The sequence below is a fragment of the Sulfurimonas sp. genome (genome assembly GCF_019429335.1).
GTDB lineage: Bacteria > Campylobacterota > Campylobacteria > Campylobacterales > Sulfurimonadaceae > Sulfurimonas.
This window is the reverse complement of record NZ_JAHYJB010000019.1, coordinates 1-15,021: the sequence shown is the minus strand read 5'-3', so window position 1 is coordinate 15,021 and position 15,021 is coordinate 1. Positions and strand designations below refer to the sequence as shown.

Annotated in this window: 13 protein-coding genes and 1 pseudogene; 1 reads left to right on the top strand and 13 read right to left on the bottom strand. The window is 39.5% G+C overall.

Translation table 11 applies throughout. From position 1 onward, the window contains the following. Positions 1-39: 39 nt before the first annotated feature. The 10 genes from K0A91_RS07410 to K0A91_RS07365 form a co-directional block, all read right to left on the bottom strand. On the bottom strand, positions 40-2,685 hold the full coding sequence (locus K0A91_RS07410; protein WP_295009525.1) for a translocation/assembly module TamB domain-containing protein: 2,646 nt from the start codon (positions 2,683-2,685) through the stop codon (positions 40-42). Further along, on the bottom strand, positions 2,682-4,376 hold the full coding sequence (locus K0A91_RS07405; RefSeq protein ID WP_295009523.1) for a BamA/TamA family outer membrane protein: 1,695 nt from the start codon (positions 4,374-4,376) through the stop codon (positions 2,682-2,684). The genes K0A91_RS07410 and K0A91_RS07405 overlap by 4 nt, the downstream gene beginning before the upstream one ends. Before the next feature lie 24 nt (positions 4,377-4,400). Further along, positions 4,401-4,604 (bottom strand): hypothetical protein, encoded by a 204-nt coding sequence (locus K0A91_RS07400; protein ID WP_295009521.1) that lies wholly within the window; start codon positions 4,602-4,604, stop codon positions 4,401-4,403. A 19-nt stretch (positions 4,605-4,623) separates the two neighbouring features. Next, positions 4,624-5,577 carry a UDP-3-O-(3-hydroxymyristoyl)glucosamine N-acyltransferase gene (gene lpxD, locus K0A91_RS07395; RefSeq protein ID WP_295009519.1) on the bottom strand — a complete coding sequence of 318 codons (954 nt, stop codon included), beginning with the start codon at positions 5,575-5,577 and terminating at the stop codon, positions 4,624-4,626. Between the two features lie 8 nt (positions 5,578-5,585). After that, positions 5,586-6,536: a UDP-3-O-(3-hydroxymyristoyl)glucosamine N-acyltransferase gene (lpxD, locus tag K0A91_RS07390; protein WP_295009517.1), complete on the bottom strand. Its 951-nt coding sequence runs from the start codon at positions 6,534-6,536 to the stop codon at positions 5,586-5,588. Between the two features lie 3 nt (positions 6,537-6,539). Further along, a complete protein-coding gene (gene ilvN / locus K0A91_RS07385; protein WP_295009515.1) occupies positions 6,540-7,016 on the bottom strand; it encodes an acetolactate synthase small subunit in 477 nt (158 codons plus the stop codon). Continuing rightward, positions 7,016-8,713 carry an acetolactate synthase large subunit gene (locus tag K0A91_RS07380; protein WP_295009513.1) on the bottom strand — a complete coding sequence of 566 codons (1,698 nt, stop codon included), beginning with the start codon at positions 8,711-8,713 and terminating at the stop codon, positions 7,016-7,018. Before K0A91_RS07380 ends, ilvN begins: the two co-directional genes overlap by 1 nt. Before the next feature lie 79 nt (positions 8,714-8,792). After that, entirely contained in the window at positions 8,793-10,919 is a 2,127-nt protein-coding gene (locus tag K0A91_RS07375; RefSeq protein WP_295009512.1) for a hypothetical protein, read from the bottom strand. 7 nt (positions 10,920-10,926) lie between these two features. Next, entirely contained in the window at positions 10,927-12,129 is a 1,203-nt protein-coding gene (gene ilvA, locus K0A91_RS07370) for a threonine ammonia-lyase (protein WP_295009511.1), read from the bottom strand. Further along, on the bottom strand, positions 12,130-12,567 hold the full coding sequence (locus K0A91_RS07365; RefSeq protein ID WP_295009509.1) for a CoA-binding protein: 438 nt from the start codon (positions 12,565-12,567) through the stop codon (positions 12,130-12,132). 109 nt (positions 12,568-12,676) lie between these two features. Between K0A91_RS07365 and K0A91_RS07360 the strand changes: the two genes are divergently transcribed. Next, positions 12,677-13,861, top strand: coding sequence for an MFS transporter (locus K0A91_RS07360; RefSeq protein WP_295009507.1), 1,185 nt, complete (start codon positions 12,677-12,679; stop codon positions 13,859-13,861). Here K0A91_RS07360 and K0A91_RS07355 read toward each other — a convergent pair. From K0A91_RS07355 to K0A91_RS07345, 3 genes and pseudogenes are all read right to left on the bottom strand, one after another. Then, complete coding sequence (locus tag K0A91_RS07355; protein WP_295009505.1) at positions 13,837-14,595, bottom strand: TIGR02757 family protein; 759 nt, start codon at positions 14,593-14,595, stop codon at positions 13,837-13,839. The genes K0A91_RS07360 and K0A91_RS07355 overlap by 25 nt on opposite strands. A 72-nt stretch (positions 14,596-14,667) precedes the next feature. Next, positions 14,668-14,898: pseudogene (locus K0A91_RS07350) on the bottom strand (DNA-binding protein); the annotation flags it as partial. Next, positions 14,861-14,983 carry a hypothetical protein gene (locus K0A91_RS07345; protein ID WP_295009504.1) on the bottom strand — a complete coding sequence of 41 codons (123 nt, stop codon included), beginning with the start codon at positions 14,981-14,983 and terminating at the stop codon, positions 14,861-14,863. The gene K0A91_RS07345 and the pseudogene K0A91_RS07350, both read right to left, overlap by 38 nt. Positions 14,984-15,021: the final 38 nt, after the last annotated feature.

Sequence of the window (15,021 nt, the reverse complement as noted above, 5' to 3'; positions counted from 1 at the left end):
TTTAAATTGTTAAAACTAACAAAGAAGTGTTAATATTTATTATCGTGACGGAAGGCTAAAATCTTTCACATATATAATGCTCACACCCTGCCCGGTCTCCTTTACATCAACATCTATTCTTATCGATCTGTTTAAGCTATATTGAAGTATCAGACTTGAAATTTCATTATTTCTGTAAACCACTCTAATTTTTTTGTTAAAACGCGCTCCAACCTCATAGCCGAGTGTTCCCTCTCTGTTTGTCAGAATATTTAATGTATCAAATTTTACACCCGTTGTTTTGTTTAGTGCTTTTTTCAAACCCGTACCTAAGAGAAGTGTATTTAGAGGTGTTTTTGACGATTCAGACATAGTGTCAAACATAGACGACGCACTCTCGCCAAAAAGTATATATGACAGAATCTCGTTTTGGCTCATTGCGGGTTTTGAGGAGAGAACAATAACCGGCGAACTAGCCTTGTTTGTAACGTATATCTCTATATCAATATAATCAGTCGTATAGTGGTGCAAGTTCAGATTCAGATATGGGTCTGCTTCTTTGCCGCCGTAAAAGTATATCTCGCTCTCGTCAAACTCAAAAATCTTATCTTCCAGATTTGCCTCGCCCTCTTTTATGCTGATAACTCCCAATATCTGCATATAAGAGCCCATCTCCTGATAGAGCAGCAGATTTGGGACAAAAGTCAAAGAGAGATTTTTGATTTTGTATTTTATTGGCTTTGCGGAAGTAACGTGTATATTTATCTCTCTGTTGTTTTTTTCATCCTGCTCTTTTATCTCTTGAATGATTATAATATCTTCATCTGAAATTGTATAATCTTTTTTTGGCTCGTACATTACCACGCCGTCTAAAATCTTTATTTCGCCATCTACATGTTGTTTGCCGTCAGACTCTATTTTTGCCCTTAAATCTACCTTTATAGTTACGTTTGCATCTTGTGACTCATACTTAAAACTATCGCTCTTTAGCGAAAAATCCGCGCTCATATCAGAGGTTTTAAGCAACCCCTTTAGAAGAAGATTGTCATATATCCAAAACTCTTTAAACTCAATATCGTAATTGTCGTTTAAGAGAACTTTGGATGGTCTGTCTGAGTATATTCTGCGCTCTTGCACGCCAAAATTATATTTTTTTAGTGTAAATTCGCCGTCTTTGTAGAAAAACTCAAAAAAGTTATCTATCTCTGAAAATTCATTTTTTGAATCAAGCCTAAGCGTGTACGAGGGTATTTTTACTTTTGAATACAGCTCTATCTTATCCTTGAAAAAAAGCTCTGTTTGCGCAACCACTTTTGCATCAAAAAAGAGCTCCGCAGGCTTAATATAAAGCTCTTCCATCAGCTTGTCAACTGAGGCTATGTTCGTATCTATTTTTGCTTTTTTACTTACAAAATCACCGCTTACTTTAAAATAGGCAGAGCCTAAATTTGCAAAGCCCTTTAGCTTCTCATCATCTGCAAAAAGCGTCAAAGAGATGATGTCCGAATCAAGTGAGAGCACAATATTTTTACTCTCTTGGTAAAGATACATGTCAATATCTGAAAATCTCTCAAGGCTGTACTCTTTGTAGCTTAAAAACTCCTCTTTTGGGTAGATTTTTGCCTGCAAAAAGGTCTCGGCACTCTCTTTTAAAATATCTCCCTCAAGTTTTGCGTAGATACTATCTGCTCTTAGAGAAAAGTTTTTAAAGTCATTTGTAGAGAGATTAGCAGTTATATCTTTTGCACTAAAGAGAAGATTTGTAGTGTTGTTTTCATAATCAATTTTCAGTGCAAACTCATCAAATGGCAGAGTGTTTTTCTCGTTTGTTATCTCTGCTTTTATATCCGAGGTCGCTTTTTTATTTTTATCTACAAAAGCGCTTTGCGTAACTGCCGCATCATACTCTTCATACTTGGCTTTATACTCCGCCTTTAAAGCCAGACTACCATCATCTAGGTAGTATGAAAAATCTACATGTGCATCCTGTAGCAAGAGCTTTGGCACATCGTTAAAAAAGATATTTTTTATATACGCTTTTAGATTTATCTTATGTTGATCTATTTTCACATCAACTTCTAACTTCTTCGGTAAGTAGGTTAAAAAGCCTGCATATTCGGCGAGTATCTCATCTGATGGCAAGAGATAAGATTTTGCTACAAGTGAGCTTGCTAAAACATCTCCTCTTAGCTTTAAATTGCCATATTTTGACTCTAAATTAAGTTCTACACTCTCAATGTCAATAACATCTCTGTAGCTAAGATTTGAGCCTCTGAAATCAAAATCCACCCTCTCGTCACCGTAGATGAGCGTTGCATCTTTAATCTCTATTGCAGATATATTAAACGCAAAATCGGAGGATGAATCTTCGCTTTTCTTTGAATCTAAAAGCCCCTTTAGGTCAATAAAGACTCCATTTGCCTCTACTAGAGCAATTCTGGGTGTCGGTCCAAGGAGAGAGAAAAAGTTATATTTTATATTGAGTTTTTTTGCTCTGATACTCTCTTTGTATCTAAAATCCTCAATCTCTACGCCCCTAAACAGACTCCCTTTAATTGAAGAGTACTCAATCAAGGACTCTTTTAAATATTTGTTCGCCAAAAAAGGAACAACATCCTTTTGAAAAAATATAAAAACAGACAAAGAGGCAAGAAAGAGAAGGAACAGAGTACTCTTTTGTAAAAAAATGTATATTTTTTTTATCAAAACAATTCTCCTATATGAAAGTGCACTGCATACTGTTTTGTAGGATTTTCTACATCAAAACCAAAATCAATGCCAACGGGACCGATAGGCGTTACATAACGAAAACCAAACCCGACACTGTTGTATCCATCTCCATAATTTGGCGAGCCGCTCTCCCCCAAGTAGCTGTTGTCGTTAAACACGACCCCTCTAAAATTGCCGTAAATTTTAAATCTAAGCTCGGCAGTAAACTCCAAAATAGAATCAAATCCTATCGGGTCTCCTTTGGCGTTTGTCGGACCAAGCTCCCTATAGCCGTATCCGCGGTTGCTGTGCATCCCTCCCGCAAAAAAACGATAAGATGCAGGAATATCCCCGTCAACCAACTTCAGCGTTCCATATGTACCTTTAAAAGCCGCGATACTGTTTTGCAAACTATGAATATAACCGGCTGTTGCTCTTAATTTGTGATAAGTAGCATCAGAGAGAGCTCCCATTAGCGAGCCGCTGGCCTCACCGTTTATAAAGTAACCTTTTGTAGGCTCTAGTATTTTGTCTCTGGTGTCAAAGCCATACTCAAATTTTGGAGAGATTATAAAAAGACGAAGAGGAGGAAAAAGAAGTTCATCCTCGCTGTCGTATGTTTTTATAGAGTCAAATAAAATAGACTCTCCAAAAGTGTGCTCTGCTCTTTTTTGCTTCAGATATGCACTTGAGTAAAACTTGTACTCTTTAAAACCTAGAAACTTTTCATTTTCATAACCTGTCTCAAAGCCCGTAAAATTTCTCCCCGCAAGCGGCATGTCAAAGTTGAGTTTTACATTTTGTTTTATCTCTGCAACCCTTGCCTTAAGGCTAAGCACCCTCAAATTTCCTAAAAAATTTCTATCCATAATGCCAGTTGAAACCATCGCACCCTCATCACTGCTTGCACCGATGCCAAACTCAAATCTCAGCGGTTTTTCATTCTGAACTACCTCTACATTAACATCTATGATATTTTCATTAACGACATTTGTCTCTATTACCGCCTTTGAGACTCCCTCATGCGAATATAGCTCCTCGTAGCTTCTTGTAATTTTATTTACACTAAAAGTCTCATATTCGTCTATATACAAAATGGACCTTATAATCTCTTCGTCAATATCTTTTGACGCATTTATCTTCACTCTGCCAAAATAGCACTTTTTATTTTTGCTTGATTCATATTTCAGGTGAGCTTCGTTTAACTCAATGTCTATCCACGCTTTGGCATCTATGGAAGCGTTGCAGAAGTTGGAATTTGCATATAAAAGCTTTATATCTTTTTTACTCTGCGTAAATTTATCGGCGTCAAATATATCCCCTACTTTAAACGGTATCGTCTCATCTAATTTTATATCAGAGATATCTGATATATTTTTTACTATTATGGGTGATTTCTCATCTACTTTTACCCTGATGGCGCTCTTATCTTTTAAATATGAAACATCTGCATGAAAAAAGCCTTTGGTTTTATAGTAATCTTTTATGCTCTGGAGTATTAAATCTATGCTGCTGGACTCAATGGATGGTTTGTCTACATAAAACTCGAAGAAAGAGGGTTCATATAGCTCCAAAGAGCTATAAAGTTCACTAGAGGATATTTTGCTGTTGCCCTCAAAAAGGAGATGAAGTTTTTCTCCATAGAGAAGCGTTGAGAACAGAAGATAGATTAAAAACTTTTTTTTCAACTAAACTCCAACTCTTGCAAATCACTATTTTAACTCTTTTAGAGCCTCTATAACTTCATCTAAATTTTCCAAAGGGATGTGGACTTTCCACTCAGGCTCATCCGTGTTTCCTGCCAATGATATGCCGATACTCGCAACGCTGTGACTCTCTTTACCGTAAGGTTCATCTATTTTAGTTACCGAGATAACACCTTTTTTTGTTCCGCTTAGCACAATTGTTTTTGACATGTAAATCCTTTATGTTAAGTTACTGCTTTATTAGTCTAGCAATTTTACCCTGAAGTTTTAACCATAATCTGTGTTCCATCAGAGGAAACCCTGCAAATGTTAAGCCGCTCTCGTTGATACTCTTCGTAACACCGCTTCTAGCGGCCATTGTAGTAAAAGGAGCAATACTTAGGTGTCCTGCAATGGCACTCTGTCCTCCTAAGACGATATTTCTTCCTAAAGTAGTTGAGCCCGCTATGCCTGATTGGGCGACAAGAACTGAATATTCGCCGACAACACAGTTATGCCCTACCTGAACAAGGTTGTCTATTCTAACGCCGCGTTTTATAAGGGTAGTTCCAAAAACTGCTCTGTCTATGGCTGTTGAGCTTCCAATCTCAACATCGTCTTCTACTACTACATTTCCGTTTTGGTAAATTTTTCTATGTTCACCCAGTTTGTTTGTAGCAAAACCAAAACCGTCACTACCGATAGTTGAATTTGCATGGATTATACAGTTGCTGCCAATCTTGCAGTCCCTATATACGGCTACGCTTGGATATATTACAGTGTTGTCGCCGATTTGAGAATTTGCACCGATATAAACGTGAGCCATAATCGTGCAGTTTTTGCCAACTACTGCACCATTTGCTATCTCCGCTTTTGGAGAGATAGTGCTGCCCTCTCCTATCATAGGTGCTGGGAGCGTATTGTCTTCTATTGAAGGAGCAAAATATTTTGAAAGTGTGGCCATCGCCCAGTATGGGCTCTCAACCACTAAAGCGACACAACACTCAGGAACAAACTCTTTTGTAGATTTGTCTACTATGATTACGCCCGCGTTTGAGCTTTGTATATCTTTGACATATTTTGAGTTTGCAACAAAAGATATCTCGCTTTTTGTCGCATCCCGAAGTGTATTCATCTTTGTTATCTCAAAGTTCTCGCCGCCAAAATCACACTTTAAAATCTCTGCTATCTTTTTTAAATCCATTTTTTCTCCTAATTGTTTAGCTTTGCTATCCTTACCTGAAGCCTTTTCCACTCTCTGTGGCTCATAAGCGGAAATCCGCTGTAAACACCGCCACTCTCTGTAATGTTTTTTGTAACTCCGCTTCTAGCTGTAAATGTTGAAAAAGGAGCAATACTTAAGTGGTCACTAAATGCACTCTGACCGCTCACTACGCAGTTGCGTCCAAGTTTTGTAGAGCCGCCCACTCCCGTTTGAGCAACAAAAACAGAGTGCTCACCGATATCGCAGTTGTGCGCAATATGGATAAAGTTGTCCATTTTTGTCCCTTTTCTGATTATAGTAGAGTTGAAAACTGCTCTATCTATCGCACAGTTTGCGCCGATTTCGACACAATCTTCTATGATGACATTTCCGTTTTGGTATATTTTTACATGTTCACCGGTATTTGTATGCGAAAAACCAAACCCATCAGCTCCGATTACGCTTCCAGAGTGGATAATACACTCTTTTCCGATTACGCAGTCTCTGTAGATAGTAACATTTGGATAGATGATAGTATCGTCGCCTACATGTACATTTGTACCGATATAAGCACCGGCAAGGATTGTAACGTTTGAGCCTATTACTGCACCGTTTTCAACCTTTGCCATACCGTCTATATAGCTGTTATCGCCTATCTTTGCAGAAGCAACTCCAGCCTCTATTGGTTTTTTGCTAAAAAGCTTTGTAGCCTGCGCCATCGAAATGGAAACATCTTCGCATATAATGTATGAAGAATTTTTTGGAAGATACTCTATCAATACATTTGTAATTAAAAAGGCTTTTGCTTTAGAGGAAGATAGCTCTGAGGAGTATTTTTTGTGAGTGGCAAATGCAAGCTGAGAAGATGATGAGAGTGAGAGCTCATTCATGGAGTCTAGCTCTAAATCCTCGCCTACAAGCTCTAGTTTTAGATAAGAAGCGACATCGCTAAATAGCATAGCTTATCTCTCTAGTGCTACAGCACCGCTTCTTACAATCTCTTTTGGATTATATTTGTTTATTATTTTTAAAAAGTTGTCTACTCTTTTTGGCTCATCAGCAACCATCACGATTATAATATTCTCTCCGACGTTGACAATTTTGCCGTTATATGCGGCGCAAAGAGTCGCTATATCGGTAATATTCTCAGATACAGGAAACTTTATAAGCGTCATCTCTTTTTCAACCAAATCAGCGTGCTCATACACCTTTAAAACAGGAATAAGTTTATGAAGCTGCTTTGTAATCTGCTCTATCACACGGATTGAACCTGACGTTACGATAGTTAGCCTAGAGTATCTGCTCTCAGGTATCGGTGCAACGGTAAGCGATGTGATGTTATACCCGCGTCCGGAGAAAAGGTCTGTTATACGTGACAATACACTTGCTTCGTTAACCACTATGACAGAGATAACTCTTCTTGCGTTTTCGTCTTGCATTATTTTTTCTCCTTCTTCTCTAATAACATCATATTAAAAAGTGATCCCCCAGCAGGAACCATAGGCATAACATTTTCCAATCTCTCAACTACTACATCTATAAAAGAAACAATATTCTTCTCAACCGACTCCTTGAGAGCCACGTCAAACTCAGCTTTTGTAGTAACTCTGTAACCGATACCGCCAAATGCCTCAGCAAGCTTTACGAAATCAGGCTGAACGCTCAAGTCTGTTTCGCTGTGGCGTTTATCATAAAAAAGCGTCTGCCACTGTCTAACCATGCCGAGGTAGTTGTTATTTAAAATAATATTTATAACAGGTATTTTCTTCTCAACTGCCGTCATAAGCTCTTGACAATTCATTAGAATAGAGCCGTCCCCCGTAAAGTTGATGCTTATTTTTTCAGGTGATGCAACTTTTACACCCATGGCCGCTGGAAAACCAAACCCCATAGTTCCAAGTCCTCCGGAACTTATAAATTGACGAGGACGTGTAAATGGATAAAATTGAGCGCTCCACATCTGATGCTGCCCAACGTCTGTAGATATATTTGCGCTATCGCCCAAAAGTTCACCTACCCTCTGTATAACCCATTGCGGCTTGAGTCTGTCGGTATCTTCATGATATGCCAGCGGATGAAGTTCGTCAAAATTTCTTATTGTCTCTCTCCAAGATGCATATTTTACAGGATTGATTAAAGCTGACTGCTCAAGCATTTCGTTTACTACGTTTTTAACGTCTCCGACTATCGGATAATCAGCGATAACAAGTTTTGAGATGCTTGCAGGGTCAATATCAACATGTATAACACCCGCATTTTTTGCAAATTCCGAGATTTTGCCTGTTACACGGTCATCAAATCTAGCACCCAAACCGATAACCAAATCAGTCTCGCTCATAGCCATATTTGCCGCATAGCTTCCGTGCATACCGAGCATAGATATCAAGAGCTCATCATCATGACTAAGTACGCCGCGCGCCATAAACGTCTCAACAGCAGGAATTCCCGTTTTGTGCACCAGCTCTCTTACTTCATAAGCCGCATTTGAGTTTACGATACCGCCGCCAAGGTAAAAGAGAGGACGTCTCGCTTTTGCAATAGCCTCCATCGCCTTTTTAATCTGGCGAGGATTACCTTTCACATGTGGCTTGTAAGTCTCCAAATCAAGCTCAAAAGAGTAGTTAAACTCCGCAATCTGTGCAGTGACATCTTTTGGAATATCTACATGTACAGGACCCGGACGACCGCTTGCGGCAATATAAAACGCCTCTTTTAGTACACGTGCCAAATCCTTAGCGTCGGTTACAAGGTAGTTGTGTTTTGTACAAGAGCGGCTTATTCCAACAGCATCAATCTCTTGAAACGCATCCGTACCGATTAGGCTCATGGGAACCTGTCCGCTTATAACGACCAACGGAATCGAGTCCATATACGCATCGGCAAGTCCGGTTACGGCATTTGTGAAGCCGGGACCGCTCGTTATCATGGCAACACCTACTTTTCCGCTCGCTTTTGAGTAGCCCTCTGCAGCATGGACGGCAGCTTGTTCATGTCTAGTCAATATATGTTTAAAACTATTTTGTTTATAAATTTCGTCGTAGACATTCATAATTGCTCCGCCAGGGTAGCCAAATACTGTATCTACCCCTTCTGCAATTAAAGCTTCAATGACCATCTGCGCGCCACTTATCTGCATGAAAAGTCTCCTCTTATAAAAAATTCGCCAATTATATATAAAATGAGCTATATTGCAAGTTAAATAATTAGATAATTTTTCACTCTAATATTGAATTAACTATCATGGATGGTCTCCAGCCGTTCATAGAGCCCTGCGTCTGGGACTCAATGTTTAGTTTTGTTTCCGGATACTGCGCTTGAAAAATTGTAAAAATTTCTCCTATTTTTTCATCCAATCCATAGTATAAAAGGTAGTTTTTTATGCCGTTTTCTAAGCTTTTCTGCTCTTTGTTATCTTTTATTGCGCAGGAGAGCTCATTGATGTAGCATTGAGATAAAACAGAGGCCATATCCATATTTTTAGATTTTATCTTCATGTAGCTCTCTAAAGAGGCTTTTATTCCATCCACATCGCAACTAGAAGCATACTCTTTTGCCTTTGCTAAATCGCGCTCCCACTGCTTTTGGAGCTTTTGTCCCTCACTGGTCTCTTTAAGCGACAAAGAGCTCTCCAGGAGATTGTACGACAGTATCATATCCTCTGCTTCTACCGCATTAAAGAACTTGTGCCTATTTTCTATATCCGAAATAATCTCTTTTGCTTCATCTTTGAAATCATCAAAATCAAGCAAAACACGGAATATCTTCACGGCAGAGTGAGTATCTCCGTTGCCGAGGAGTGTTTGAGCTTTCATATAGAGTGAGTCTGAGTACTTAATCAAGGCTTTATGCTCAGGATACTCTTTTAAAAAAGGGTTTTGTTTTGCCAACTCAAACGAGAGTTTAAACTCCTTTTGCGCTACTGCCGTTCTAAATCTTTTATATACATGTACGTTTAGCACCAACTCTTGGATAAGCACCGTTTTTTCGCTTATTCCTCTGTATGGCATTAAAATCTCTTGGGCTTTGTATCCGAGTTTTTCATCAAGAAGATATTTTTTTGCAAGTGAGAATGCATTTCTCCACTCCGTCTCCATGGCTTTATAAATTTTTGTTTCTTTATAGACCGGATGAACGTTTGCCAGAGCATAAGCCAGCGCGTTTTTTCTGTTTTTTACAAAAAACAGAAACTTGTCATACTCCCCATACTCTTGGATAAGTTTTTGTGCAAATTGCCTTTTTGCAGGAATATCGTTAAAGCTTTCAAACAGATTTAAAACAGCGGTTTTATCGCTGTTTTCAAGAAGTTTTTTTGCTCTTTGAACAGTTTTTTCCCAAATTGTATCAAATATTTTGGACGCTTTTGTGTATTTTAAAAGCGGATTTTCTTCAATGCATTGGAGCATCTCGGCATACTTTTTTTCTTTAAGCAGTTCAACAAAGTGCTTCTCGTTATTAAAAATATAGTAAAAATACAAATCTCCGTTATCCGCTCCGACAATCAGCTCATCCCTCTCTTCATCAAAATTAAGCGCAGTAATTGAACTCTCTAGTTTCACATATCTTCTTGAGATCATCTCATAGCTGCTTAAGTCATAGACAAGGATATATCCTAGTTTTGTGCCTAAAAAAAGCAGTGCGCCGTCATAGCCTACTGCTATTTCGGTGATATCGTCATGGATACCTTTTAGCCTGCAGATTACTTTTGAGCTATTTAAATCCCAGACAATTGCGCCACTGTTTTTATCTATACTAAAGAGTCTGTTATTGTTTAAAAACTGCAACTTTAAAACGGGTGCCGAGTGCGCTTTTAGTTTACCCTTTGGCACCATCATTGAGAGATTATAGAGCGAGATATTTTTGTCATAGCTTGCCGTTGCGACAAACTTGCCGTCACTGCTAAAAGCTATGTCATTTATGGAGTCTACGTGTCTTGGAAGTGTAAAGGCGAGTTGTGCAGTCTCTATATCTACCCCAAATATCATACCGTCATCTCCGCAGGAGAACATGTACCTGTTTTTTGGGTCAATGCCTACACAGGAGACATCTCCCTGATGCCTCTCTACTGTTGCAACTATTTTTTTGCTCTGTGTATCGTAAAGTCTTGACTCTTTCGCATCCTGAGAGATTGAAGCAAAATATTTGCCATCCTCACTAAAAGAGATTACTTTTGTGGAGTATCTCGGATGCAAAATCGCCATTTTCTGCTCTTCTTTTACACTTAGATTTTCGATGTTGAGATATCTTATTGTAGTAAAAGCATCAACAACCAGAAGCGTTTTAGGGTTTAGAATCTGCGTATAAATAACTGCTTCATCAAAATTGCTTCTCTTTGTCGGATTCATTTTATGCTTAGTCTCTTATGTAATTTTCTTCTCTTAATACTCTATGTATAATCCGCTGATGCTCTTCGCCTTTTGTCTCTACATGTACCGTTACGTTTGCGTCCCCGTAATCAAGCGAGATGGAAGTTCTGTCGTATGCAATATGTACTATGTTTGCATTAAGCTCTTGAAGTATTTGAGTAAAACGCATCAACGAACCCGGTTTGTCAACCAAGGTAACCGTCAGCTTCATCTTTCTGCCTGATTTTAATAAACCTTTTTCTATGATAACGGAGAGAAGCGTTACGTCCATATTACCGCCGCTAAGAACAATAGCTACTCTTTTGCCCTTCAGATGTTCAAGTTTACCATGTAAAAGCGCTGCAACACCGACGGCTCCTGCGCCCTCAACAACGAGCTTCTGCTTCTCAAGCAAAAACAAAATCGCGCTTGCAATCTCTTCATCATCTACGCCTATAATCCTATCTACACTCTCTAACATGTAGCCAAGAGTAATCGGCGAAGTGTCACGTACGGCAATGCCGTCTGCTATTGTTCTAACACTCAGGCTGTCTACAGCAGTTTTAAGGTCGAACGAGTTCTTAAGTGCAGGAGCACCCTTTGCGCTTACTCCGATAACCTCGATTTTTGGATTTACGCTCTTAATCGCAGCCGCCATGCCCGATATAAGCCCGCCGCCGCCGACAGGTATGACAACCGCATCCAAATCGTGGCACTTATCTAAAATATCAAGCGCTAAAGTACCCTGCCCAGCTATAACTTCTTCGTCTTCAAACGGATGCACAAAAGTAAGCGAATGCTTCTTTCCATGCTCGATTGCATATGCGTAAGCCTCATCGTAGTTTGCTCCATGCAAAATAACCTCTGCACCGTAGTTTTTTACGCCGTTGACTTTTGTAAGAGGTGTTGATTCCGGCATAACAATTACAGCTTTTATGGCGAATTTTGATGCTGAGAGTGCAACTCCCTGAGCATGATTTCCTGCACTTGCCGCCACAACTCCGCAAGCTTTTTGCGCATCACTCAGAGTTGCTATTTTATTATACGCGCCTCTGATTTTAAATGCGCCTGTTACTTGAAGATTCTCTTTTTTGAGGTAGACATGACATCCTGATTTTTCGCTAAGATGAGGAGCGTATGAGAGCGGAGTGTCAACTACGACATCTTTTATGCGCTCTCTTGCCTCATATATCTTTTTTACGTCAAACAACTACGCCTCCTCTTGCAAATCACGATGTTCTACCATCGTACACATATTTTGAACAACTCTCATGCCTGCAGCTTTTGCACGAGCTGAGGCTTCATTGTTTACTATCTCTTTTTGCGCCCAAAATACCTTTACATCGCCGCGCGCTATACATGCATCGGCAACATTATCCAACTCTTTTGGCTTTCTAAAAATATCTACCATATCAACTGCAAAAGGAATCTCTGAGAGTGAGCGGTAAACCTTTTCGCCAAGGATTGTCTCCTCTTTTGGATAAACAGGAACTATCTTAAAGCCCTGCGCTTGAAGGTATTTTGCCACTCTGTGGCTAGGCTTGCTCTCATCCGGAGAGAGTCCTAAAACAGCTATCGTCTTAGTTATATCAAAAATTTCTCTTATCTCTTGCTTGTTTGAGTTTATTGTCGGGAATTCGCACTCCATCAGAGTATCCTTTAAAAAAATAGTTAGGGATTATAGCCAAAATAGCTATAATCAACAAATTGATAATTTTTGTATAATGGTAAAAAATTTAACACAGCAAAAAAAGAGTATGAAAAAGACGCCATTTAACAAAAACATAGTCGGACTCGGAGCTAACAGCTTTTTTACGGATTTCTCAACTGAGATGATTCTTCCTCTGTTGCCTATTTTTTTGGAGCGTTTTTTACATGCAACCAAAACACAAATCGGCATCATCGAGGGTCTTGCTGAACTCTCTGTTGCTCTGCTTATCGCACTCTCCGGCTTCTACTCGGATAGGCTCGGACGAAGAAAAGGTATCGTCGTCTTTGGATATGGTCTCTCAAACCTTATAAAACCTCTCGCTTTTTTTGCCCAAAGTGCGACCATGATTATGACCATCCGTATAGGCGACCGCCTTGCCAAAGGGATTCGTGTTGCTCCAAGAGATGCTCTTATCAGCGCCTCTACGCCAAAAGGCTCTAGCGGTTTTGTGTTTGGATTTCATAAGATGATGGACGGAGCGGGCGCACTGGTCGGCTCGTTGAGTGCCTTTGCTCTTTTGTGGTGGCTCGGAGAGAGCGAAACGACCTTTCGAACAATTTTCGCGCTCAGTATTATTCCGGGGCTTATATCCATGGCAATTCTCATCTTTATAATCACGAATGTGCCCTTTACGCCCTCTCCAACGAGGCGTTTTTGCCCTAGCGCGCTTCCTTCTCAATTTTATTGGCTGGTTGGATTTCAAACACTCTTTAGTTTGGTTGCGATGAACTACTCATTTATGATATTAAAAGCGGGAGACAACGGGCTCTCACTTGCAATAATCCCTCTTGCATATGCTCTGTACAATCTTACGCAGTCCTTTTTTGCAATCCCCATAGGCAGGCTTGCAGACAAATTCGGCAAAGCGGCTCTGCTCTGTTTTGTCTATCTGGCTTTTGGCTTGGGGGCAATCGCGATGTCTAGCGGGAGCATACTCGGAGTTTGGATTGGTTTTGCCATATATGGATTTTTTGCGGGAGGGTTTAACTCTTTGGCTAAAGCCATCATCTCAGACACCGCACCCTATGATTTAAAAGCGACCGCATATGGAGTTTACTACACATCAGTCGGCATTGCGACACTAATATCTCTAAGTGCTGCGGGATGGATATGGGATGGCTACGGAAGCACTCTTTTGTTTCATATTGCCTCCATATCCGCAGTTATTTTGGCAGTTGCTCTTTTTATAATGAGAGAAAGATTCTCTCACACCAGCGAGAGCTTCTCCTGACCTATACGGTAGAGCGCGAAATCGTACTTTAGCGGGTCGCTATCATCAAACTCTTTTAACTTACATGTAAGCTCAATGGCCGCTTGTAAATCATAACTTTTTCTATTCAAAAGCCCCATTTTTTTTGAGACATTAAATGTGTGGGTATCAAGCGGAATAATAAGGTCGCTTTTATCGACTCCGCTCCACAAACCCATGTCGATATTATCCTCTCTTACCATCCATCGCAAGTACATCATCCACCGCTTCAACGCCCCTGCTCCCTTTGTTTTTAGAGTTACTTGAGAGATTAGAAAGTTATACCCCGTAGATGAGTGCGGGTAAATATCTTGCAGAGTTTTTATAAGAGAGTTTATACCCTCTATCGTACTTCTGTTTTTGCTATACCCCATTTTAAAAACATCTTCTATCGTGCTTTTTTCGCCTAAGCGTTTTAGGGCGATAAAAAGAGCCGCCACATCTTCGCTTTTTTGAAATCTGTAGTAGTGATTTTTCAGCCCCTCTCTTATCTCATCATCACTTTTTTTAAGAAGCGAAAAATCAAGCGAGTTTAAAAACTTCACTATCTGCTTAACATTTCCATAAGCAAAAAGAGCGCATATAAGCGAGATACTCGGGTCTTTATACCTGTGTGCAACCATGATTGGGTCTAGCCGCTCTTCGCATATCTCGCCCTCGCAGTTGCGCTTGACTACTTCTAAATCAAGTAGTTCTTTTATGTTTATCTCACTCACTTCTCAACCCTCAAAAACTTTATCATTTTTTTAAGCGAATGCTATCACAAAATATAAATATTTAAACAAAATTTATTTCAATCTTCCTAAAATCTCCAAAGCTTCCATCTCAAACTTAGAAAAAGCAAACCACTTTTTGCCCAAATCTTTAAGACTTGCTCCGATGTGATATATCTCTTTTTCATCGATGATGAGAAATCTATCGTGAGCGTTTTTAAACTCTTGAAGCTCTATGTTTTGGTATTGGGAACTGTATTTTTTATAGTCAAGACGAAGTTGTTTTGAAATAGTTTGAGTATAGATGCATATAACGGTTTATCCGGACACCTCTGTCGGTTTCATTCGGACAGTTGAAGAAGAGATATTTTCTGTGGCGATATTTTAGCATAAGTGTCCGAATGATTTTTTATTTCTCTTGGATTTTTT